The sequence below is a fragment of the Burkholderia aenigmatica genome, from assembly GCF_048627025.1.
Taxonomy (GTDB): Bacteria; Pseudomonadota; Gammaproteobacteria; order Burkholderiales; family Burkholderiaceae; genus Burkholderia; species Burkholderia aenigmatica.
On the sequence record NZ_CP184468.1, the window covers coordinates 1,116,504 to 1,138,509 of the forward strand.

The following is a 22,006-nucleotide window of genomic DNA, read 5'->3' on the forward strand; positions in this document are numbered from 1 at the left end:
ATGCCGGTGCGCGCGTCGCTGCGCGGCGCGCCGCCGGCGGGCAGCGATGTCCGTGCGCGCCGGCCCGGCGCTGCGTGCGTCGTCGGATCCATGCGGCGCGGATTCGCGCCATCCGAGCTGAGCGAGAAATCCATGTCCACCGCGTCACACGCCATCGCGCAGGAATCGAAATTCCGCACCGTGTTCCGGGTCGTCAGCGGCAACTTCCTGGAAATGTACGACTTCATGGTCTACGGCTATTACGCGTCGGCCATCGCCAAAACCTACTTTCCGAGCGGTAATGCATTCGCGTCGCTGATGCTGTCGCTGTCGGTGTTCGGCGCGGGCTTCCTGATGCGGCCGGTCGGCGCGATCGTGCTCGGTGCGTACATCGACCACCATGGCCGCCGCAAGGGGCTGATCCTGACGCTCGGGCTGATGGCGCTCGGCACGCTCACGGTGGCCGCGATACCCGGCTATGCGACGATCGGCGTGCTCGCGCCTGCGCTCGTGCTGCTCGGCCGGCTGCTGCAGGGCTTTTCGGCGGGCGTCGAACTCGGCGGCGTGTCGGTCTATCTGTCGGAGATCGCGACGAAGGGGCACAAGGGGTTCTATACGTCGTGGCAATCGGGCAGCCAGCAGGTGGCCGTCGTGTTCGCCGCGTTCGTGGGCGTGCTGCTGAACCGTCTGCTGCCGGCCGAGGAGATGACCGCGTGGGGCTGGCGCATTCCGTTCCTGATCGGCTGCCTGATCGTGCCGTTCCTGTTCCTGATCCGTCGTTCGCTGAAGGAGACCGACGAGTTCCTCGCGAAGCGTCATCGTCCGACGATGGGCGAGATCATGCGTTCGATGCTCGACAACTGGGGCGTCGTGGTTGCAGGCATGGGGATGGTGATCATGACGACGGTGTCGTTCTACATGATCACCGCCTATACGCCGACGTTCGGCAAGGAAGTGCTGCACCTGTCGTCGCTCGACGCACTCGTCGTGACCGTCTGCGTGGGGATCTCCAATCTCGTGTGGCTGCCGCTGTCCGGTGCGTTGTCCGACCGCATCGGGCGCCGCCCGGTGCTGATCACGTTCACCGTGCTGACGCTGCTGTCGGCGTACCCGGCCGTGCTGTGGCTCGTCGGCGATCCGTCGTTCCTGCGGCTGCTCGCGGTCGAGCTGTGGCTGTCGTTCCTGTACGCGTCGTATAACGGGGCGATGGTCGTCGCGCTGACCGAAGTGATGCCGGCCGATGTGCGCACGGCCGGTTTCTCGCTCGCATACAGCCTGGCGACGACGATCGGCGGTTTCACGCCCGCGATCTCGACGCTGCTGATTCATCAGACCGGGAACAAGGCGGCGCCGGGGCTGTGGTTGAGCGTCGCCGCGATTTGCGGGCTGGTCGCGACGCTCGTGCTGTATCGCACGCCGGAGGCGCGCAACCAGTACAAGGCGGCCTGAGCGCCACCCGTCCATCGCGTGGCGCCGGCCGCAGGCATCGCATTGAAAAAGGGAGCGCGCCGCGCTCCCTTTTTTCGTCTGCGTTCAGGCTTCGCGCAGCATGCCGGCAACTGCGGCCGCCACGTCGAGCCATTGTCCAGGCGCGGGCTGGCGGGCGAGCCGGGCCTGCGGATACCACGGGCAGTCGTCGCCAGTGAACCAGCGCCAGTCCGGCGCGAACGGTAGCATGACCCACAGCGGCTTGCCGAGCGCGCCGGCGAGGTGCGCGACTGCCGTATCGATCGTGACGACGCCGTCGAGCCGCTCGACCAGCGCAGCCGTGTCGGCAAAGTCGTTCAGCCGGCCGTCGAGCCGATGCACGCGTGGATGCGCGTCGACGCGCGCGCGTTCGTCGTCGTCGAGTGCGGGCTGCAGCACGATCCAGTCGATGTCCGGCAGCGCGAGCAGCGGTGCAAGTGCGTCGAACGGCATCGAGCGGTTTTCCTGCGCCTGCCGGCGCCCCGACCACGCGAGGCCGAACTTGCGTTTCGACTGCCCGCCGAGCGAGCCGCGAAAGCGCCTGCCGGTGCCGTCGGGGGCATCGAGGTAGCGCGAGCCCGCGACGATGTCCTCCTCCGTCTGAAGCCCGAGCAGGAACGGCAGGCTCATCAGCGTGCATGCGATATCCGCGGCAGGCGCTTTCGCGCTGCCCTGTGCGACGAGCGTCACGCGCCAGCGCGACGCGGCCGGCGCCAGCAGCGTCACGAGTTCCGGCTGGACTTCGAGCACGACGCGCGCGCAGCGCGCGCGAGCGAGCGGCACGAAGCGGACGAACTGCAGCGTGTCGCCGAAGCCCTGTTCCGCACGGATCAGCAGCGTGCGCGACGCAATCGGCTCGCCCTGCCAGCGCGGCAGCGTGCCGAGCGGCGTCGCGCCCGGCGTGTCGTGGCGCGCTTCATAGGCAGGCAGACCGCGCGTGAAGTCGCCGAGCGTGAGCAGCGTGACCGCACGGTGCAGCCGGGCCAGCGTGAGATCGGGCGCGACGCGCAGCGCCTGGTCGAATGCGCGCAGCGCCATCTCGTGCGCACCGAGCGCGTGATGTGCGTTGCCGAGGTTCAGCCAGGCCAGGCTGAACGATGGATCGAGACCGACCGCACGCTCGTAGTAGGGCAGCGCGTCGCGGTGGCGGGCCTGCGCGCTCAGTGCGTTCGCGAGCCCGAACAGCGCGAGCGGAAACGGCGGATGCAGCGCGAGCGCGGCTTCGAACGCGGCGGCCGCCTCGGCATGCCGGCCGACCGCATCGAGCGTGTTGCCGAGATTGAAGTGCGCGGCGACGAAGCGTGGCTGAGCGGCGATCGCGGCCTGGAAGTGCGCGATCGCGTCGTCGGCGCGGCCCATCGCGTTCAGCGCCATCGCGAGGTTGTTGTGCGCCCCCGCATGCCCGGGCCGCAGCTCGAGCGCACGATGGAACGCGGCGAGCGCGTCGTCGTGGCGGCCGAGCGCGTTCAGCGCGTTGCCGAGATTATTGTGGATCGACGCATCGTCGGGCGTGAGCCGGAGCGCGCGGCCGAACGCATCGATCGCATCGTCGTGACGCTGCAGCGCCGCATACGCGTTGCCGAGGTTGTAGTGCGCAAGCGGAAATTCGGGCGCGAGCGTCAGCGCATTGCGAAAGCGGTCGACGGCTTCGTCGAGCCGGCCGAGCGCCTTCAGCGCGTTGCCGAGATTGAGCTGCAGCGCGGCATCGTCCGGACGCAGCGCGACAGCGCGGCCGACGAGATCGGCCGCCTCTGCGTGCTGGCCCTGCTGGTGCCGCAGCACGCCGAACAGATGCAGCGCGTCGGCGTCGGCGGGGTTGGAGGCGAGCGCGTTGCGATAGCCGTGCTCGGCCTCGGCGAGGCGGCCCGCGCGGTGTGCGGCATACGCCCGTTCGAATGCGGAATCCATGACGCGAAAACTGACGGAAAGCGCGTATTTTCCCACACCGCGCGGCGGTGCCGCTCGTTTGCCGATCGGCATATGGCCCCGTCACCGGGAGCGGCGTAGACTTGCAGGATCGCGTGTCATCGAGGTTCTCATGGCTGACACACTGCCCGATATCCGGCCCGTGCTGATCGTCGGCGCGGGTCCGACCGGCCTTGCCGCGGCGATGAGCCTCGCGCGAGCCCGCGTGCCGGTGCGTATCATCGATCGGCTCGCCGCGCCTGCGCCGCACTCGCGCGCGATCGGCATCCAGGCGCGCACGCTCGAACTGCTGGAGCAGCATCGCGCGGTCGAGCCGTTTCTCGCGCTCGGCCATCGCGCGCATGCGGCCGCGCTCCATGCCGACGGCCGCGTGATCGCACGGCTCGATTTCGATCCGCTGCAAACGCGTTATCCATACCTGCTGTTTCTCGACCAGGCCGTCACCGAGCGCCTGCTCGCCGAGCACCTGACCCGGCTCGGCGTGACGGTCGAGCGCGGCGCGACGCTGACCGCGTGCGAAGCGGGCGGCGCGTCGCTCGACGTGTCGATCCGCCGCGCCGACGGCCGCGACGAATCGTTCGCCCCGTCATACCTGATCGCGGCCGATGGCGCGCACAGCACGGTCAGGCATCTGCTCGGCCTGGGCTTCACCGGGCATGCGTTCGAACAGACTTTCCTGCTGGCCGATTTCGCGGCGATACCCGACTGGCCGGACGAGGAGATCCACCTGTTCACGACGCCCGAGGGTATCGCCGGCCTGTTTCCGATGGGAGGCGGCCGTTACCGGCTGGTGGCCGACCGGCCGCCCGGCAGCGACGCGTCGCCCGATGCGCCGACCCCGTCGCTCGCGGAATGCGACGCGATCGTGCGTGCCCGTGCCGGTGCGTCGATTTCGCCGAGCGATCTCGCGTGGTCGTCCTATTTTCACCTGCACAGCCGGATGATCGACCGGCTGCGTCACGGCCGCGTGTTTTTCGCGGGCGACGCCGCGCACGTGCACAGCCCGGCTGGCGCGCAGGGCATGAACACCGGTATCCAGGAAGCCTTCAATCTCGGCTGGAAGCTCGCGCGCGTGCTCGGCGCGGGCACGCCCGAGCGGCTGCTCGACACGTATCACGCGGAACGTCATCCGATCGAGCGCGACGTGTTGCGGCAGACCGGTTTCGTCACGCAGATCGTCGAAGCCGAGCGCGGCGCGATGAAGCTGCTGCGCGATCACGTCGTGCCGGTGCTGGCTTCGTTCGGGCCGATGCGCGATGCGGTACGGCGCACGGTCAGCGAACTCGGCGTGCAGTACCGGAAGAGTCCGCTCACGCTCGAGCGCGTGCTCGACGGCGGGCCGCGCGCGGGCGAGCGGGCACCCGACGCACGCGTGCGCGTGCTCGACGGGCCGCTCGGCCAGGCGCCCGGAACGGCGCGGCTATACGACCTGCACGATCCGGCGAGCTTCACGTTGCTGCTGCTGGAAGAGCCGGCGAACGCCGACGCCGGCACGGTGCTGCCGATACCGGCCGATGCGCAGGCGCTCGTGCAGGGGCTCGAACGGATCATGCCGGATGCGGTGCGATTCTGGCGCATCACCGATGCCGAAGGCGGTGATGGCGCGCTTGTGCAGGAATACGGCCGCTCTCGGCCGTCGTTTTACCTGCTGCGGCCCGACGGTTATGTCGCCGCGCGCGGACGCACGGCGACCGACGCGAACGCGCTGCTGCGCCACTGCGAAAGCTGGTTCGCGGGCATGTCGCGATCCGCGTAGCGGTGCGGTCAGGCGCTCGCCGCGGCAGGCACGAGCGACGCGCGATGCACGGCAATCGCATCGCGCACGATCGGCGCCGCGCGTTGCGCGGCCTCGCCCGACGGGTCGTCGAGCGCCGCCAGGAACGCGCGGCGCATCCGCGGTTCCCAGAAGCGCCGGATGTGGTCGGCGATGCCGGTCAGCGCTTCATCTCGATCGGGCATCGATTCGAAGAATGCGCCGATCTGGTTGGCCATGTCGATCAGGTGTCGGTGGTCCATCGTGTCCTCACTTGCCTGTCGTCACGGTTGCGGTCGCGGCTGCGCGGCGCTCGAGCAGGTCGAGCTGTTCCGCGTTGAAGCGCGCGTACGCCTGCTGCCAGTCGGACGGTTGCGCGACAGGCAGCACCTGCACGGCCGTCACCTTGTACTCGGGGCAGTTCGTCGCCCAGTCCGAGCTGTCCGTCGTGATCACGTTCGCACCCGATTCGGGGAAGTGGAACGTCGTGTACACGACACCCGGCTGCATGCGTTCGGTCACGAGCGCACGCAGTACCGTCTGCCCCGCACGCGATTCGATACCGACCCAGTCGCCGCTGCGGATGCCGCGATCCTGCGCGTCGTGCGGATGGATCTCGAGGCGGTCCTCCTCGTGCCACTGCACGTTCTCGGTGCGGCGGGTCTGCGCGCCGACGTTGTACTGCGACAGGATGCGGCCCGTCGTCAGAATCAGCGGATAGCGCTGCGTGACCTTCTCCGGCGACGCAATGAACTGCGTGATCACGAACTTGCCCTTGCCGCGTACGAATGCGTCGATGTGCATCGTCGGCGTGCCTTCCGGTGCGTGCTCGTTGCACGGCCACTGGATGCTGCCGAGCGCGTCGAGCTTCGCGTACGACACGCCCGAGAAGGTCGGCGTGAGCCGCGCGATTTCGTCCATGATGTCCGACGGATGCGCATAGTCCATCTCGTAGCCGAGCGCGCGCGACAGCATCAGCGTGACTTCCCAGTCCGCGTAGCCTGCGAGCGGCGGCATCACCTTGCGCACGCGCGAGATGCGGCGTTCCGCGTTCGTGAACGTGCCGTCCTTCTCGAGGAACGACGAGCCGGGCAGCAGCACATGCGCGTACTTCGCGGTCTCGTTCAGGAAGATGTCCTGCACGACGATGCATTCCATCGCCGACAGTGCGGCCGCGACGTGCTGCGTATTCGGGTCGGACTGGACGATGTCCTCGCCCTGGCAGTAAAGCCCCTTGAAGCTGCCGTCGAGCGCCGCGTCGAACATGTTCGGGATGCGCAGCCCCGGTTCCGGTTGCAGTTTCGCCGACCACGCTGCCTCGAACTGCGTGCGCACGATCTCGTCGCCGATGTGCCGGTAGCCGGGCAGCTCGTGCGGGAACGAGCCCATGTCGCACGAGCCCTGCACGTTGTTCTGGCCGCGCAGCGGATTGACGCCGACGCCTTCGCGGCCGATGTTGCCGGTCGCCATCGCGAGGTTCGCGATGCCCATCACCGTGGTCGAGCCCTGCGCGTGTTCGGTCACGCCCAGCCCGTAATAGATCGCGGCATTGCCGCCCGTCGCATAGAGGCGCGCGGCTTCGCGTACCCGCTCGGCCGGCACGCCCGTCACGTCGGCGGTTGCCTCGGGCGAGTTGTCGGCACGCGACACGAAGTCGCGCCATTGCTCGAATGCGCGCGTCTCGCAGCGCTCGGCGACGAACGCGTCGGCGACGAGCCCTTCGGTGACGATCACGTGCGCGAGCGCGTTGACGATCGCGACGTTGGTGCCGGGGCGCAACTGCAGGTGGTGGGTGGCCTTCACGTGCGGGCCGTCGACGACGTCGATGCGGCGCGGGTCGATCACGATCAGCTTCGCGCCTTCACGCACGCGCCGCTTCAGCCGCGAGCCGAACACCGGGTGGCCGTCGGTGGGGTTCGCGCCCATCACGACGATCACGTCGGCCTGGCCGACCGACGCGAAGGTCTGCGTGCCGGCCGATTCGCCGAGCGTCGTCTTGAGGCCATAGCCCGTCGGCGAGTGGCACACGCGTGCGCAGGTGTCGACGTTGTTGTTGCCGAACGCGGCGCGCACCAGCTTCTGCACGAGGTAGGTTTCCTCGTTCGTGCAACGCGACGACGTGATGCCGCCGATCGAGTCGCGGCCGTACTTCTGCTGCAGCTTGCGGAATTGCGTTGCCGCATAGGTGAGCGCTTCGTCCCAGCTGACTTCGCGCCACGGGTCGGTGATCTTCTCGCGGATCATCGGCTTCGTGATGCGGTCCTTGTGCGTGGCATAGCCCCACGCGAAGCGTCCCTTCACGCACGCGTGGCCCTCGTTCGCGAGGCCGTTCTTGTGCGGCGTCATGCGCACGACCTGCGTGCCCTTCATCTCGGCCTTGAACGAGCAGCCGACGCCGCAGTACGCGCAGGTCGTGACGACCGAGTGTTCGGCCTGGCCGAGTTGCACGACGGATTTTTCCTGCAGCGTCGCGGTCGGGCACGCGGCGACGCACGCGCCGCACGACACGCACTCCGATGCCATGAACGATTCGCTTTCGCCCGCGGCGACGCGCGATTCGAAGCCGCGTGAGGCGATCGTCAGTGCGAACGTGCCCTGCGTTTCCTCGCACGCGCGCACGCAGCGGTTGCAGACGATGCATTTCGACGGGTCGTACGTGAAGTACGGATTCGACTCGTCCTTTTTGTCGCGCAGATGATTCGCGCCGTCGAAGCCGTAACGCACCTCGCGCAGCCCGACGACGCCTGCCATGTCCTGCAGTTCGCAGTCGCCGTTGGCGGGGCAGGTGAGGCAATCGAGCGGATGGTCGGAGATGTACAGCTCCATCACGTTGCGACGCAGCGACTGCAGGCGGTCCGATTGCGTGCGCACCTTCATGCCCGCTTCGGCAGGCGTCGTGCACGACGCCGGATAACCGCGCCGGCCTTCGATTTCGACGAGGCACAGCCGGCACGAGCCGAACGGTTCGAGCGAATCGGTCGCGCAGAGTTTCGGGACGTTGACGCCGGCTTCGATCGCCGCGCGCATCACCGACGTGCCGGCCGGCACCGTGACCGGCTGGCCGTCGATTTCGAGCGTGACGTCGGTATCGGCATGCCGTTGCGGCGTGCCGTAGTCGGTATCGTCGAACGGGTCGCTGGCACGCGCCTGCGCGGCGCTCTTGCACGCGCATTGGCCCGAGCCGCAGCCGCCTTGGCGGACGTTGTTCGTGTCGAGGGACATGCAGGGCTCCTTCTGGGTCAGGCCGCAGCCTTGACCGGACCCGCCGCGGCATCCTTGCCGGCGGCGAGCCCGAAATCTTCGGGGAAATGGTCGAGCGCGGACAGCACCGGATACGGCGTCATGCCGCCCATTGCGCACAGCGAACCGGCCAGCATCGTGTCGCACAGGTCGCGCAGCAGCGTGACCTGCCGCTCCGACGTGTCGCCGTGGCGGATGCGCGCGATCGTCTCGACGCCGCGCGTCGAACCGATCCGGCACGGCGTGCACTTGCCGCACGATTCGATCGCGCAGAACTTCATCGCGTATTCGGCGAGTTCGGCGAGGTTCGACGTGTCGTCGTGCAGCACGATGCCGCCGTGGCCGACGACCGCACCGATCGCCGTATACGCTTCGTAGTCGAGCGGCACGTCCCACTGGTGATCGGGCAGGTAGGTGCCGAGCGGGCCGCCGACCTGGGCAGCACGCGCGGGCCGGCCGCTTGCCGTGCCGCCGCCGAAGTCGAACAGCAGCTCGCGCAGCGTCACGCCGAACGCGAGCTCGACGAGGCCGCCGTGGCGGATGTTGCCCGCGAGCTGGAACGGCAGCGTGCCGCGCGAGCGGCCCATCCCGTAGTCGCGATAGAACGCCGCGCCGCGCGCGAAGATCACGGGCGCCGTCGCGAGCGTGATCACGTTGTTGATGACGGTCGGCTGGCCGTACAGGCCGGCGAGCGCGGGCAGCGGCGGTTTCGCACGCACGACGCCGCGCTTGCCTTCGAGCGATTCGAGCAGCGCCGTTTCCTCGCCGCACACGTACGAGCCCGCGCCTTTCGCGACGTGCAGCTCGAACGCATGCGCGGAGCCGAGCACGTGCTCGCCGAGCCAGCCGGCTTCGCGTGCGCGGGCGATCGCGGCTTCGAGCGTGGCGATCGCGTGCGGGTATTCGCTGCGCACGTAGATGTAGCCGACCGTTGCGCCCGTCGCGATCCCCGCGATGATCATCCCTTCGATCAGGCAGTACGGATCGCATTCCATGATCAGGCGATCGGAGAAAGTGCCCGAGTCGCCTTCGTCCGCGTTGCAGACGATGTATTTCTGCCGGGCGCTCGCCTGCCGGACCGTACGCCACTTGATGCCGGCCGGGAACGCTGCACCACCTCGACCGCGCAGCCCCGATTCGATCAGCGTTTCGCACGCGGCATCGCCGTCGAGCGCGAGTGCGTTCTTCAGGCCGGCGAGGCCTTCGTATTTCAGGTAGTCGTCGATCGACAGCGGATCGGTCAGGCCGATGCGCGCGAACGTGAGGCGTTGCTGGCGCGCGAGATAGGGCAATGCGTCGACGAGGCCGACGCCGCTCGGATGCGCGCCGCCGTCGAGCCAGCCGGCATCGAACAGCGCCGGCACGTCGGCGGCCGACAGGTTTGCGTAGCCGACGCGGCCGGCGGTCGTGCCGACCTCGACGAGCGGTTCGAGCCACAGCAGCCCGCGCGAGCCGTTGCGGATCAGTTCGATCGCAACACCGCGCCGCTCGGCTTCCGCGACGATCGCGGCCGCGAGCGAGTCGGCGCCGAGCGCCAGCGCGGACGAATCGCGCGGGACGTAGATGCGGGTCGTCGTCATGCGGCCTCCGGAGCGTGGGCGACCGCGTCGGCCAGCAGCGCGTCGAATTTCTCCGGCGTGACCTTCGCATGCAGCACGCCGTTGACCGTCAGCGACGGCGATTGCGCGCACAGCCCAAGGCAGTACACCGATTCGAGGGCGACTTCACCGGGCGCATGCGAATCCGCGGCGGCGTCGTGCGCCGCGTCGAACCGGCACCCCGTGCGCGCTTCCGCATGCGCGGCGAGCGATTCGCAGCCCATGCTGCGGCACGCTTCGGCGCGGCACATCTGGATCGTCACGCGCGCGGGCGGCGCGGTGCGGAAGTGGTGGTAGTAAGTCAGGACGCCGTGCACTTCCGCGCGCGACAGGTTAAGCGCCTTCGCGAGCGGCGCAACGCAGCCCGGCGGCACGTAGCCCGCGTCGTCCTGGATCGCGTGCAGGATCGCGACCAGCGACTGGCCGGCGCGCGCGTGGCGCTCGACGAGCGCGTCGGGCGCGTGGGAGTTCGGGGACATCGGTTATGCTCCTCCAAAGTCTCATATGCGCATGGACTTCATATAGTGCGCATTGCGGCTTCGTTCTGATTGATTTTGACCAACGATAAGCGGAAGCTTTTGCGGTCGCAATAGGAAATCGGAGTGCATAATTGATTCGAATCGAATGCGACGCGTATCTGACCGTACGCGACACGGAAGGCCGCACCGCCAGCCTGTCGGATGTCGCGCCGCTGCTGGAACTCGTGGCCGACACGGGCAGCATTGCGCAGGCCGCGCAAGCGAAAGGGCTGTCCTACCGGCACGCGTGGGGCATGCTGCGCGCGCTGGAGGCGTGCATCGGCGGAGAACTGATCGAAACCGCGCGCGGCAAGGGCTCGACGCTGTCGGCGCTCGGGCAGGCGGTCGTCGATGCGCAGCGCCTTGCGCGCAGCCGGCTCGACGGGAACCTGCGTACGCTGGCGGCCGAAGTGGCGAGCGACCTGAATCGTCGGCTCGCGCAGCGTGATGGCGCCGTGCGCATCCACGCGTCGCACGGCTACGCGGTCGCGACGCTCGTATCGGCGCTCGTCGATGCGCAGGCGGCTGTCGACATCAAGTACCGCGAGAGCGTCGAGGCCGTGCAGGCGCTTGCCCGCGGCGAGTGCGACCTGGCTGGCTTCCATCTGCCGCGTGGCGCGTTTCGCGCGCAGTGCGCACAGATCTACCGGCCGTGGCTCGACGATACGCGCCATGTGCTGATCCACCTGACACGGCGTCAGCAGGGGCTGTTCGTTCCGCGCGGCAACCCGAAGCAGGTTCGTGGGCTCGCGGATCTCGCGCGCAATGACATCCGCTTCGTCAACCGCCAGCCGGGGTCGGGCACGCGCATGCTGCTGGATCTCGCGCTGCGGGCGATCGGCATCGATCCCGAGCGTATCGACGGCTATGCGTCCGCCGAACTCACCCATTCGGCGATCGCGGCATTCGTCGCGAGCGGGATGGCCGATCTAGGCTTCGGCGTCGAGCCTGCCGCCCATCATTTCGGCCTCGATTTCATCCCGGTCGTCGACGAGGACTATTACTTCGCGTGCGAACGCGCGCAGCTCGACGCGCGGCCGCTTGCCGGCGTACTGGCGCTGTTGCGCGACGTGCGTTTCATCGAGCGCGTCGCGCATCTCGACGGCTACGATCCGGCCGCGTGCGGATCGCTGACGAGCATCGTGGCGGGGCTGGCCGGCGGCGAGGGCGCGGGCTTGCCGGACGGCAATTCCCGGTAACGCGGGCGCGATCGAACCGCGATGCAGCAGTGGGGGATTTGCGCTACGCTTGCCGCTTGATCAACGTTCCAACAAGCACGCCGTTCAAGCGTCATCCCGCCATGAAATTTTCCGTTCCCCTCGCCGCGGCAGCGTTGACCGCGGGGCTGCTGGTCACTGTTTCGCCGTTTGCGCTCGCGCAGAATTCTCCTGGTGTGCCCGGCGGTATCCTGAGCGAACAGTTTCGCCTGAACGAACATCCGCAGATGCCGTTCGCGGCGTCGGCGCCGTCGCAGAAATACCAGAGCGGCAAGAAGTCGGCCTTACGTCGCAAGGGCGACTTGGGCGATCCGAGCGGCTGCAACCTGAAGTGTCCGATGGATAGCCGGTAACACGGCGGACGGGTGCGCCCGCACGGAGGTCATGCTGCACCGGTTCGCTGGCGCGCGTTGCGCCTGTGCACCGGCCTGACCGGCTGACCGGCAACTGCAGGATCCTGTACACATTCGATTCTGTCCGAGCCCCGCGAAGCGTTGCCGCTTCGCGGGGCTTTTTGCTTTCCGGCGAATCTTCATGCGATTCGATGTCGGGCGATGTCCGCGTGTGCGCATCGCTGGCCTGGCGGGGAATTTAGGGTTAACCCGTAAATCAGGAAGGATGTCTTCCTGAAACCTGCCTTATTCTTAAGCATCCGCCTACATAAACTTCGGGTTGTCAGCGATGAACAAGGTGTTCACCGCGAACACAGACAAATCTGGAGGTAGGTCATCATGAAGTCGCTCGTTCAAGCTGTTGTCGTTGCTGCCGCTCTCGTTGCCCCGGTCGTGTCGTTCGCCCAGTCGGGTTCGACGATCACCCGCGCACAGGTTCGCGCTGAACTGGTCCAGCTGCAGCAGGCAGGTTACAACACCGCTCGCGGCGAAGATCCGCATTACCCGGAAGCGATCCAGGCTGCAACGGCGCGTGTTGCAGAGCAGCAGCGCGCTGCGCTGGCGCAGGCGCAAGGCGCCGACGCCAGCGGTTACGGTGCACAGGCGCAGGGCGCGTCGGCATCGGGTTCGCGTGCAATGGGCGTGCGCCCGGCCACCGCTGAAGAAATGAAGTCGCTGTATCGCGGCAGCTAAGCCGCGTATCGCCCGGTGTGCGTGAATGCCGGGTGCGACGACACGTCGCGCCCGGCGCCGCAGCACCCGGGCTGGCCGCTGCCGGGCGCGATCGATGATTGCGCAGGCGCGGCAGGACATCCGTCACCTCCTGTCGCCGGAAGTCCGGCGGCATTCCGCCCGGCCCATCCGTGGCTGGGCGCTTTTTCGGCAGGAGAGGGACGCATGCGTTTCGCCGGCAACAAAAAACCCCGCAGACTTGCGTCATGCGGGGTTCGTGCGGCGAACGCGGAATTTGGTGGAGGCGGCGGGAATCGAACCCGCGTCCAGAAGCGCTCTACGACTAGTTCTACATGTTTAGTTCAGTCATTTGATTTAACCGCAGCGACGCGGACGAACACGCTGCACTACGGCGATTCGCTAAGTTTTCGACCCTGGCGTCGCGACGCCGACAGAGCTTAACTGACGTAAATGACCTCTGGCGGTATTGCTACCGGTCTTGCGACACTAGCCCGTCAGTGAACTAGGCAGAGGACGGCGGCCCTTAGGCTGCCAGTGCGAACGTATCGTCGTTTGCAGTTACGATTTTCCCATTGATTAACGAGGTGACGGGTCCTCGACATGCCCTAGCCGCTTCACAACCCCTGTCGAAACCAGGTCGCCCCCGCGGATAAGATCAAACATTATAGCCCAACATCGCGCAGCAGTTCGCGTAGTTGCTGCGTCGTGTCGACGAGATGCTGCGCTTGCCAGTCGGATGGCGCGGCGCCGTCGCCGCAGTAGCCGTACGCGGCCGCGACCGTCGCCATGCCGGCGGCGCTGCCGGCCTGAATGTCGCGCAGGTCGTCGCCGACGTAGACGATGCGCGCAGGCGCGAGCGTCAACTGGTCGGCCGCATGCAGCAGCGGGGCCGGGTGCGGCTTCGGGTGCGGCGTTGTGTCGCCCCCGACGACGCAGGCGGCGCGCGGCGCGAGACCGAGCAGGTCGACGAGCGGCGCCGTGAGCCGCATCGCCTTGTTCGTGACGATGCCCCAGCGCACGCCACGCGCGTCGAGCTCGTCGAGCACGTCGCCAATGCCCGGGAACAGCGTCGTATGCACGCACAGATCCGTCGCGTAGTTGGCCAGGAACTCGTCGCGCATCGCTTCGTAGCCGGGCGTGTGCGGATCGATGCCGAACGCGCCGCCGAGCAGGCCGCGTGCGCCGGCCGAGGCCAGCGGCCGCAGCACGTCGAGCGGTGTTTCCGGCAGGTCGCGCACGCGTTGCATCTTGTTGACGGCAGCCGCGAGATCGGGCGCCGTATCGGCGAGCGTACCGTCCAGGTCGAACAGCACGGCATCGCAGTGCAGCAGGCGCGGTTCGTCGAGTGCAGCCCGCGCGGTCGAGAGAGGAGTCGTCATGCCGGTTGGAAGGTCACGCGCCGCGGCGGCACGCGACGAGGTAGTTGATGTCCGCGTCGTTCGACAGCGCGAAGCGCTTGCCGATCGGGTGATACGTGATGCCCTTGATCTCCACGATGTGCAGATCCGTCGCGCGTATGAAGCCGGCCAGTTCCGACGGGCGGATGAAGCGCGCGTAGTCGTGCGTGCCCTTGGGCAGCATTTGCGCGATGTACTCCGCGCCGATCACGGCGAACAGGTAGGCCTTCAAGTTGCGGTTCAGCGTCGAGAAGAACACCCAGCCACCCGGTTTCACGAGCGTCGCGCACGCGGCGACGATATCGCCGGGCGACGGTACGTGCTCGAGCATCTCCATGCACGTGACGACATCGTAGGCGCCCGGTTCGCGCGCGGCGATCGCTTCGGCGGCGATGGCCTCGTAGTCGACCGTGATGCCGCTTTCGAGGCTGTGCAGGTCGGCGACGCCAAGCGCTTCAGTCGACAGGTCGATGCCTTTCACCTGTGCGCCGAGTCCGGCCATCGATTCGGACAGGATGCCGCCGCCGCAACCGATGTCGAGTGCGCGCTTGCCGGCGAGGTGCGCATGCGCATCGATCCAACCGAGCCGGACCGGGTTCAGGTCGTGCAGCGGCTTGAATTCGGCATTCGGATCCCACCACCGATGGGCGAGGTCGCTGAATTTCTGGAGTTCGTGCGGATCGGCGTTGGTCATGTCGGCAAACGGGCTACGGGAGGAGGGCGGTGCTGCGGTTCGTCAGCCCCGAGTATATAAGAAGCGGACGAGCGGCGAAGCGGCGAGCGCCTGGGCAGGCATCAAAGAAAAAGCCCCGCCGGGGCGGGGCTTTGAGGCAGTCGAAAACCGCGGCTTAGTTTGCCGGAACGGTCGTCTTCTGCACTTGCTGCGTACCAACCACTTCGACTTCCACGCGGCGATCCGGTGCGAGGCAGGCGATGAGTTGCTTGCGGTTCTTCTGGTTGCAGCCAGTCGTAACCGGGTTGCGCTTGCCCTTGCCTTCCGTGTAGATCTTGTTGGCCGGCACACCCTTGCTGACCAGGTACGACTTCACGGCTTGCGCACGGCGCAGCGACAGACGGTCGTTGTACTTGTCCGAACCGATGCGGTCCGTGTAGCCCGTTGCGACGACCACTTCCGTGTTCATGCCTTCGATCTTCGAAGCCAGTTCGTCCAGCTTTTGCTTGCCCAGCGGCTTGAGCGTTGCCTTGTCGAAGTCGAACAGTGCGTCAGCTTGATACGTGATCTTCTGGCTCGTGATTGCCGGAGCGACCGGAGCGACCGGCGGCTGCGGTGCCTGGGCGACCAGTGCGCCATCGCACTTCGCGTTGGCGGTGGCCGGCGTCCAGAACGCATCGCGCCAGCAGAGCTCGTTCGTGCCGTTCATCCACACCCATTCGCCCGTGCCGTTGACCCAGTTGTCATTGACGGCTTGACGCGACGCCGGCACCGACTGTGCCGAAGCGGATGCAGCCATAACTGCGGTAGCTGCAATGAACGCGAGCTTTGAAAGTTTATTCATATTTCTCCTCTCGAAATTGAGATTACCGCAGGTTTACTGCGAGCCTGTTGACGGTGACAAGTCATACATTGCTCGAAGTATAACATTGGTGCGGCACAAAAAACGCGGCGCCGCCTCTGTGTAGACTTCGAGCAGCGTCTAACTTTCAGTGCGTTGGCATTTTGCCATATCGTTCCCTTCCTACGAAAAAAAATCCTCCCCACCCCAAGATCGCTTCAACTTTGTGGTGCATGCGCAACACTGACCTGCCGTAACTTTTAGAGATTGTCAAGAGTGTGGCGACGAAATTGCGCCGGTGAATGCAGTTGTTTACTCGTGCGCGAAAAACAAGCGATGTTGCAATCGTCCGTGATGTCGAGTCGGGCGCGATTGCGGTGTGCAATTCCGGCCGATTCGCTGGCGCTGCGATTTTTGCTATTTATATATAGAGGGGGCGGCGAATTGGCGGCTGATGGGCGCATGTTAGAATCTCGCGTTGCGTTGCGCATGCAGCGCCCACGCGAAAGGCGTTCGCCGTCTTCGCTCCGAAACGATACGGATACATGGATCAATTCGCCAAAGAGACCCTGCCCACCTCCCTAGAGGAGGAAATGCGCCGTTCGTATCTCGATTACGCGATGAGCGTGATCGTCGGACGTGCCCTCCCGGATGTCCGCGATGGCCTGAAGCCCGTGCACCGGCGCGTGTTGTTCGCGATGCACGAACTGAACAACGACTGGAACCGCGCGTACAAGAAGTCGGCGCGTATCGTCGGTGACGTGATCGGTAAGTACCACCCTCACGGCGACACTGCGGTCTACGACACGATCGTGCGGATGGCGCAGGACTTCTCGCTGCGCTACATGCTGATCGACGGGCAGGGCAACTTCGGCTCGATCGACGGCGACAATGCCGCGGCGATGCGTTACACCGAAATTCGCATGGCGAAGATCGGCCACGAGCTGCTCGCCGACATCGACAAGGAAACGGTCGATTTCGAGCCGAACTACGACGGCAACGAAATGCAGCCGTCGGTCCTGCCGTCGCGCATCCCGAACCTGCTGATCAACGGCTCGTCGGGTATCGCGGTCGGCATGGCGACCAACATTCCGCCGCACAACCTGAACGAAGTCGTCGACGCGTGCCAGCATCTGCTGGGCAACCCGGAAGCGACGATCGACGAACTGATCGAGATCATCCCGGCGCCGGATTTCCCGACGGCCGGCATCATCTACGGCGTCGCCGGCGTGCGCGACGGCTACCGCACCGGGCGCGGTCGCGTCGTGATGCGCGCGGCCACGCACTTCGAGGAGATCGACCGCGGCCAGCGGATGGCGATCATCGTCGACGAGCTGCCGTATCAGGTGAACAAGCGTTCGCTGCTCGAGCGGATCGCCGAGCTCGTCAACGAGAAGAAGCTCGAAGGCATCTCCGACATCCGCGACGAGTCCGACAAGAGCGGCATGCGTGTCGTGATCGAGCTCAAGCGCGGCGAAGTGCCGGAAGTGGTGCTGAACAACCTGTACAAGGCGACGCAGCTCCAGGACACGTTCGGCATGAACATGGTCGCGCTCGTCGACGGCCAGCCGAAGCTGCTGAACCTGAAGGAAATCCTGCAGTGCTTCCTGTCGCATCGACGCGAAGTGCTGACGCGCCGCACGATCTACGAACTGCGCAAGGCCCGCGAACGCGGCCACGTACTCGAAGGTCTGGCGGTTGCGCTCGCGAACATCGACGAGTTCATCGCGATCATCAAGGCCGCGCCGACGCCGCCGATCGCGAAGGCGGAGTTGATGGCGAAGCCGTGGGATTCGTCGCTCGTGCGCGAGATGCTCACGCGTGCCGAGAGCGAGAATGCGGCGGCCGGCGGCCGTTCCGCGTACCGTCCGGAAGGCCTGAACCCGGCGTTCGGCATGCAGGTCGACGGGCTGTACCGCCTGTCCGACACGCAGGCCCAGGAAATCCTGCAGATGCGTCTGCAGCGCCTGACCGGCCTCGAGCAGGACAAGATCATCGGCGAGTACCGCGAAGTGATGGCGCAGATCGCCGACCTGCTGGACATCCTCGCGCGCCCCGAGCGGATCACGACGATGATCGGCGAGGAGCTGACCTCGGTGAAGGCCGAGTTCGGCGACGCGCGCCGCTCGAAGATCGAGCTGAACGCGACCGAGCTGAACACCGAAGATCTGATCACGCCGCAGGACATGGTCGTCACGATGTCGCATGCGGGCTACGTGAAGTCGCAGCCGCTGTCCGAGTACCGTGCGCAGAAGCGCGGCGGTCGCGGCAAGCAGGCGACGCAGATGAAGGAAGACGACTGGATCGAGACGCTGTTCATTGCGAACACGCACGACTACATCCTGTGCTTCTCGAACCGCGGCCGCGTGTACTGGGTCAAGGTCTATGAAGTGCCGCAGGGCTCGCGCAACTCGCGCGGCCGCCCGATCGTCAACATGTTCCCGCTGCAGGAAGGCGAGAAGATCAACGTCGTGCTGCCGGTCAAGGAATTCTCGGCCGACAAGTTCATCTTCATGGCGACGTCGCTCGGCACCGTGAAGAAGACGCCGCTCGAGGCGTTCAGCCGCCCGATGAAGAAGGGCATCATCGCGGTCGGCCTCGACGAGGGCGACTACCTGATCGGTGCGTCGATCACCGACGGCGCGCACGACGTGATGCTGTTCTCGGACTCCGGCAAGGCCGTGCGCTTCGACGAGAACGACGTGCGTCCGATGGGCCGCGAGGCGCGCGGCGTGCGCGGCATGCAGCTCGAGGACGGGCAGCAGGTCATCGCGCTGCTGGTCGCCGGTAGCGAAGAGCAGACGGTGCTCACCGCGACCGAGAACGGCTACGGCAAGCGCACGCCGATCACCGAGTACACGCGTCACGGCCGCGGCACGAAGGGTATGATCGCGATCCAGACGTCCGAGCGCAACGGCAAGGTTGTGGCCGCAACGCTCGTCGATGCCGAAGATCAGATCATGCTGATCACGACGGCCGGTGTGTTGATTCGCACCCGTGTCTCGGAGATTCGCGAGATGGGCCGTGCTACGCAAGGTGTTACACTCATCAGTCTCGATGAGGGTACCAAGCTCTCTGGCCTGCAGCAGATCGCGGAGGCCGAGGAGGGTGACGGCGAGGCCGACGAGGCGTCGGACGGCGAAGCCTGAAGAACGGATGAGACTCTAGCCGCCGCGGGCGCGAAGCGCCGCGGCCGGCGAGCAACCATTCATATTTCCAAAAGGGAGTGATGATGCAAAAGCAATTCAAGCAACTGGTTCTGCTGGCTGCACTGGTGCCGACGTTCGCGATGGCGCAAGCGCTGTCGAATTCCGCACCGGCAGCTCCGGCAGCAGCTGCGCCGATCGACGCCGACAAGAAGGCAGCGATCAAGGATCTGCTCGACGCGATCGACGCGCCGAAGCTCGTGTCGGCAATCGGCAACAGCGCCGAAATGCAGGCCAAGCAACTCGTCCCGGCGATCCTGTCGGACGCGCTGTCGGAAAACAAGACGCTGAACGACAAGCAGAAGCAGGCTGCCGTTCCGACGCTGCAGAAGAACGCGGTGCCGAAGCTGGTTGACGGCGCAGGCAAGGTGTTCGGCACGCAACAGTTCCAGAACGACGCGATGTCGGCTCAGTACGACGCCTACGCGAAGTACTACAGCACGTCGGAGATCAAGGATCTGACGACGTTCTACAAGAGCCCGACGGGCCGCAAGTTCATCCAGGTTCAGGATCAAGTCGGTCGCGACGTGGTCAACGGCCTGATGCAGAAGTACATGCCGCAAGCTATCCAGGCAACGCGCACGCAGGCTGACAAGGAAGTCGCAGCAGTCAAGCCGGGCAAGTAAAGCCGTCCGGGCACGCCTCCGGCCGTTCGGCCGGGTTTGGCGGGAGCCTGACGACAGTGCGATAATGGCCGTTTGCGCGTGAGCGCAAGCGGCCATTTCTTTTCTGGCGCGTTCTGCCGGCAGCGAGCCGGTCGCGTCCCTCCGAGGTTTTCACGATGCGCGTCTTTAATTTCTCCGCCGGCCCCGCGGCGATGCCCGAGGAAGTGCTGCGACAAGCTGCCGACGAAATGCTCGACTGGCACGGCAGCGGCATGAGCGTGATGGAGATGAGCCACCGCGGCAAGGAATTCATGTCGATCCACGAGGCCGCGCTGACCGACCTGCGCGACCTGCTCGGCGTGCCGGCCAGCCACCGGATCCTGTTCCTGCAGGGCGGCGGTATCGCGGAAAACGCGATCGTGCCGATGAACCTGCTCGGGTCGCGCACGACGGCCGACTTCGTCGTCACGGGTTCGTGGTCGCAGAAGTCGTTCAGCGAAGCGAAGAAATACGGTACGCCGCATCTCGCCGCGACCGGCAAGACGGAAGACGGCTTCACGCGTGCGCCCGCGCGCGCCGAATGGCAGCTGTCGGACGATCCGGCCTACGTGCATCTGTGCACCAACGAGACGATCGACGGCGTCGAGACGTTCGAGATTCCCGATCTCGGCGACGTGCCGCTGGTCGCGGATGTCTCGTCGCACATCCTGTCGCGTCCGATGGACGTCGCGAAGTACGGCGTGCTGTTCGGCGGCGCGCAGAAGAACATCGGGATGGCCGGCGTGACGCTCGTGATCGTGCGCGAGGATCTGCTCGACCGCGCGCTGTCGATCTGCCCGTCCGCGTTCGAATGGAAGACCATCGCCGCGAACAACTCGCTGTACAACACGCCGCCCACCTACGCGATCTACATCGCGGGCCTGGTATTCCAGTGGCTGAAGCGGCAGGGTGGCCTCGAAGCGATCGAGGCCCGCAATATCGAGAAGGCGAAGCTGCTCTACGACACGATCGATTCGAGCAGTTTCTATCTGAACAAGGTCGAGCCGGCAGCACGTTCGCGGATGAACGTGCCGTTTTTCCTGGCCGACGAAACGCGCAATGAAGACTTCCTCGCCGGCGCAAAGGCGCGCGGGCTGCTGCAGCTGAAGGGCCACAAGTCCGTCGGCGGCATGCGGGCGTCGATCTACAACGCGGTGCCGCTCGAGGGTGTGAAAGCGCTCGTCGAGTACATGAAGGACTTCGAGCAGCGCGGCGCCTGACGGCGGCGCTGTTCAAACAGCACGGCAAAACGCATGGACGACGAACTGAATTCCCGCCTGAAACCGCTGCGCGATCGCATCGACGCGATCGATGCGCAGCTGATCTCGCTCCTGAACCAGCGCGCCGCGGTGGCGCTGGAGGTGGGCGAAGTCAAGAAGCATTTCAACGCACCGGTGTTCCGGCCGGAGCGCGAGCTGCAGGTGATCGCGCGGCTGCAGGACATGAGCGCGGGGCCGCTCGCGAGCGAGCACATCAGCGCCATCTGGCGCGAGATCATGGCCGCGAGCCGCGCGCTCGAGCAGACGATCCACGTCGCGTTCCTCGGGCCGGTCGGCACGTACAGCGAGCAGGCGATGCTCGAGTATTTCGGCCAGTCGATCGAAGGGCTGCCGTGCCCGTCGATCGACGAGGTGTTCCGTTCGGTCGAGGCCGGTGCGTCCGCGTTCGGCATCGCGCCGGTCGAGAATTCGACCGAAGGCGCCGTGTCACGCACGCTCGACCTGCTGCTGCAGACGCAACTGTTGATCAGCGGCGAGCTCGCGCTGCCGATCCACCACAACCTGCTGACGCAGAGCGGCACGCTCGACGGTGTGAAGCGCGTCTGCGCGCATGCGCAGGCGCTCGCGCAATGCCAGCAGTGGCTCGCGGCGAATGCGCCGCAGCTCGAGCGGCAGGCGGTGGCGAGCAACGCGGAGGCCGCGCGTCTCGCGGCGGCCGATCCGACCGTCGCGGCGATCGCGGGCGACCGCGCAGCCGCGCACTACGGCTTGCAGATCGCGTTCTCGCTGATCCAGGACGATCCGCACAACCGCACGCGCTTCGTGATCATCGGCAAGCAGCCGGCCGGGCAAAGCGGTCACGACCAGACGTCGCTGATCGTGTCGGTGAAGAACGAGCCGGGCGCCGTGTTCAAGCTGCTCGAGCCGCTCGCGCGGCATGGCGTGTCGATGACGCGCTTCGAGTCGCGTCCGGCGCGCGTCGGCACGTGGGAGTACTACTTCTACATCGACATCGAAGGGCACCGGGACGATGCGGCGGTGGCGGCCGCGCTCGCGGAACTCGGCCAGAAGGCTGCGTTCCTGAAGGTACTCGGTTCGTATCCGCGCGCACGCTGAGGCGCGGCGGCCCGTCGCCTGTTCGAGCAGGCGTTGCGGCCAGGCGGGCAGGGCAGGCCGGTCGGTGCTGCCGAAGGCGGGTTCGGGCGGTGTCCGGCGCAGGTTGCGCCGGATGCGAGCCCGTTG

Annotated in this window: 17 protein-coding genes and 1 other RNA gene; 9 read left to right on the forward strand and 9 right to left on the reverse strand. The window is 66.4% G+C overall.

What is annotated here, in order from left to right; translation table 11 throughout:
• Positions 1-132 precede the first annotated feature (132 nt).
• Positions 133-1,428, forward strand: a complete 1,296-nt coding sequence (locus ACN8ZM_RS05290) for an MFS transporter (RefSeq protein WP_205821110.1) — start codon at positions 133-135, stop codon at positions 1,426-1,428.
• An 84-nt stretch (positions 1,429-1,512) separates the two neighbouring features.
• Here the strand turns inward: ACN8ZM_RS05290 and ACN8ZM_RS05295 are convergent, their stop codons facing one another.
• Entirely contained in the window at positions 1,513-3,354 is a 1,842-nt protein-coding gene (locus ACN8ZM_RS05295; protein WP_420210717.1) for a tetratricopeptide repeat protein, read from the reverse strand.
• Between the two features lie 130 nt (positions 3,355-3,484).
• On the opposite strand from ACN8ZM_RS05295, the gene ACN8ZM_RS05300 reads away from it, so the two are divergent.
• Positions 3,485-5,128, forward strand: a complete 1,644-nt coding sequence (locus ACN8ZM_RS05300; RefSeq protein ID WP_420210718.1) for an FAD-dependent monooxygenase — start codon at positions 3,485-3,487, stop codon at positions 5,126-5,128.
• A gap of 8 nt (positions 5,129-5,136) precedes the next feature.
• Here ACN8ZM_RS05300 and ACN8ZM_RS05305 read toward each other — a convergent pair whose 3' ends face one another.
• Genes ACN8ZM_RS05305 through ACN8ZM_RS05320 form a run of 4 tightly spaced genes read right to left on the reverse strand, consistent with a single transcriptional unit; the run spans position 5,137 to position 10,442 of the window.
• Positions 5,137-5,388: a formate dehydrogenase subunit delta gene (locus ACN8ZM_RS05305; RefSeq protein ID WP_043181836.1), complete on the reverse strand. Its 252-nt coding sequence runs from the start codon at positions 5,386-5,388 to the stop codon at positions 5,137-5,139.
• Between the two features lie 7 nt (positions 5,389-5,395).
• Positions 5,396-8,347, reverse strand: a complete 2,952-nt coding sequence (gene fdhF, locus ACN8ZM_RS05310; RefSeq protein ID WP_043181838.1) for a formate dehydrogenase subunit alpha — start codon at positions 8,345-8,347, stop codon at positions 5,396-5,398.
• Between the two features lie 17 nt (positions 8,348-8,364).
• The gene (locus ACN8ZM_RS05315) at positions 8,365-9,945 is read right to left on the reverse strand and encodes a formate dehydrogenase beta subunit (RefSeq protein ID WP_420210719.1); all 1,581 of its coding nucleotides are present in this window, start codon (positions 9,943-9,945) and stop codon (positions 8,365-8,367) included.
• On the reverse strand, positions 9,942-10,442 hold the full coding sequence (locus ACN8ZM_RS05320) for an NAD(P)H-dependent oxidoreductase subunit E (RefSeq protein WP_420210720.1): 501 nt from the start codon (positions 10,440-10,442) through the stop codon (positions 9,942-9,944). Before ACN8ZM_RS05320 ends, ACN8ZM_RS05315 begins: the two co-directional genes overlap by 4 nt.
• A 131-nt stretch (positions 10,443-10,573) precedes the next feature.
• Between ACN8ZM_RS05320 and ACN8ZM_RS05325 the strand changes: the two genes are divergently transcribed.
• The 3 genes from ACN8ZM_RS05325 (at position 10,574) to ACN8ZM_RS05335 (ending at position 12,783) form a co-directional block, all read left to right on the forward strand.
• The gene (locus ACN8ZM_RS05325; RefSeq protein ID WP_420210721.1) at positions 10,574-11,680 is read left to right on the forward strand and encodes a substrate-binding domain-containing protein; all 1,107 of its coding nucleotides are present in this window, start codon (positions 10,574-10,576) and stop codon (positions 11,678-11,680) included.
• Positions 11,681-11,781: 101 nt separating this feature from the next.
• Entirely contained in the window at positions 11,782-12,051 is a 270-nt protein-coding gene (locus ACN8ZM_RS05330; RefSeq protein ID WP_043181843.1) for a hypothetical protein, read from the forward strand.
• A 378-nt stretch (positions 12,052-12,429) separates the two neighbouring features.
• Positions 12,430-12,783: a DUF4148 domain-containing protein gene (locus ACN8ZM_RS05335; protein WP_043181844.1), complete on the forward strand. Its 354-nt coding sequence runs from the start codon at positions 12,430-12,432 to the stop codon at positions 12,781-12,783.
• Positions 12,784-13,058: 275 nt separating this feature from the next.
• Here the strand turns inward: ACN8ZM_RS05335 and ssrA are convergent.
• The 4 genes from ssrA to ompA form a co-directional block, all read right to left on the reverse strand.
• Positions 13,059-13,428, reverse strand: a transfer-messenger RNA (tmRNA) gene (gene ssrA / locus ACN8ZM_RS05340).
• 17 nt (positions 13,429-13,445) lie between these two features.
• Entirely contained in the window at positions 13,446-14,162 is a 717-nt protein-coding gene (gph, locus tag ACN8ZM_RS05345) for a phosphoglycolate phosphatase (RefSeq protein WP_043181845.1), read from the reverse strand.
• 13 nt (positions 14,163-14,175) lie between these two features.
• Complete coding sequence (ubiG, locus tag ACN8ZM_RS05350) at positions 14,176-14,874, reverse strand: bifunctional 2-polyprenyl-6-hydroxyphenol methylase/3-demethylubiquinol 3-O-methyltransferase UbiG (protein ID WP_205821105.1); 699 nt, start codon at positions 14,872-14,874, stop codon at positions 14,176-14,178.
• A 154-nt stretch (positions 14,875-15,028) separates the two neighbouring features.
• Positions 15,029-15,697 (reverse strand): outer membrane protein OmpA, encoded by a 669-nt coding sequence (gene ompA / locus ACN8ZM_RS05355; protein WP_006476579.1) that lies wholly within the window; start codon positions 15,695-15,697, stop codon positions 15,029-15,031.
• 542 nt (positions 15,698-16,239) lie between these two features.
• Between ompA and gyrA the strand changes: the two genes are divergently transcribed.
• The 4 genes from gyrA (at position 16,240) to pheA (ending at position 21,880) form a co-directional block, all read left to right on the forward strand.
• Positions 16,240-18,843, forward strand: coding sequence for a DNA gyrase subunit A (gyrA, locus tag ACN8ZM_RS05360; protein ID WP_089450129.1), 2,604 nt, complete (start codon positions 16,240-16,242; stop codon positions 18,841-18,843).
• Positions 18,844-18,926: 83 nt separating this feature from the next.
• Positions 18,927-19,526 carry a DUF2059 domain-containing protein gene (locus tag ACN8ZM_RS05365; protein WP_011351329.1) on the forward strand — a complete coding sequence of 200 codons (600 nt, stop codon included), beginning with the start codon at positions 18,927-18,929 and terminating at the stop codon, positions 19,524-19,526.
• 155 nt (positions 19,527-19,681) lie between these two features.
• Positions 19,682-20,764 (forward strand): 3-phosphoserine/phosphohydroxythreonine transaminase, encoded by a 1,083-nt coding sequence (serC, locus tag ACN8ZM_RS05370; protein WP_420210722.1) that lies wholly within the window; start codon positions 19,682-19,684, stop codon positions 20,762-20,764.
• A 33-nt stretch (positions 20,765-20,797) separates the two neighbouring features.
• A complete protein-coding gene (pheA, locus tag ACN8ZM_RS05375) occupies positions 20,798-21,880 on the forward strand; it encodes a prephenate dehydratase (protein WP_043181854.1) in 1,083 nt (360 codons plus the stop codon).
• The last annotated feature ends 126 nt before the right edge of the window (positions 21,881-22,006 follow it).

Excerpts from the sequence above, each read along its gene's own strand:
- ACN8ZM_RS05290 (WP_205821110.1), top strand. The coding sequence starts at position 133 with ATGTCCACCGCGTCACACGCCATCGCGCAGGAATCGAAATTCCGCACC.
- ACN8ZM_RS05295 (WP_420210717.1), bottom strand. The coding sequence starts at position 3,354 with ATGGATTCCGCATTCGAACGGGCGTATGCCGCACACCGCGCGGGCCGC.
- ACN8ZM_RS05300 (WP_420210718.1), top strand. The coding sequence starts at position 3,485 with ATGGCTGACACACTGCCCGATATCCGGCCCGTGCTGATCGTCGGCGCG.
- ACN8ZM_RS05305 (WP_043181836.1), bottom strand. The coding sequence starts at position 5,388 with ATGGACCACCGACACCTGATCGACATGGCCAACCAGATCGGCGCATTC.
- fdhF (WP_043181838.1), bottom strand. The coding sequence starts at position 8,347 with ATGTCCCTCGACACGAACAACGTCCGCCAAGGCGGCTGCGGCTCGGGC.
- ACN8ZM_RS05315 (WP_420210719.1), bottom strand. The coding sequence starts at position 9,945 with ATGACGACGACCCGCATCTACGTCCCGCGCGATTCGTCCGCGCTGGCG.
- ACN8ZM_RS05320 (WP_420210720.1), bottom strand. The coding sequence starts at position 10,442 with ATGTCCCCGAACTCCCACGCGCCCGACGCGCTCGTCGAGCGCCACGCG.
- ACN8ZM_RS05330 (WP_043181843.1), top strand. The coding sequence starts at position 11,782 with ATGAAATTTTCCGTTCCCCTCGCCGCGGCAGCGTTGACCGCGGGGCTG.
- ACN8ZM_RS05335 (WP_043181844.1), top strand. The coding sequence starts at position 12,430 with ATGAAGTCGCTCGTTCAAGCTGTTGTCGTTGCTGCCGCTCTCGTTGCC.
- gph (WP_043181845.1), bottom strand. The coding sequence starts at position 14,162 with ATGACGACTCCTCTCTCGACCGCGCGGGCTGCACTCGACGAACCGCGC.
- ubiG (WP_205821105.1), bottom strand. The coding sequence starts at position 14,874 with ATGACCAACGCCGATCCGCACGAACTCCAGAAATTCAGCGACCTCGCC.
- ompA (WP_006476579.1), bottom strand. The coding sequence starts at position 15,697 with ATGAATAAACTTTCAAAGCTCGCGTTCATTGCAGCTACCGCAGTTATG.
- gyrA (WP_089450129.1), top strand. The coding sequence starts at position 16,240 with ATGGATCAATTCGCCAAAGAGACCCTGCCCACCTCCCTAGAGGAGGAA.
- ACN8ZM_RS05365 (WP_011351329.1), top strand. The coding sequence starts at position 18,927 with ATGCAAAAGCAATTCAAGCAACTGGTTCTGCTGGCTGCACTGGTGCCG.
- serC (WP_420210722.1), top strand. The coding sequence starts at position 19,682 with ATGCGCGTCTTTAATTTCTCCGCCGGCCCCGCGGCGATGCCCGAGGAA.
- pheA (WP_043181854.1), top strand. The coding sequence starts at position 20,798 with ATGGACGACGAACTGAATTCCCGCCTGAAACCGCTGCGCGATCGCATC.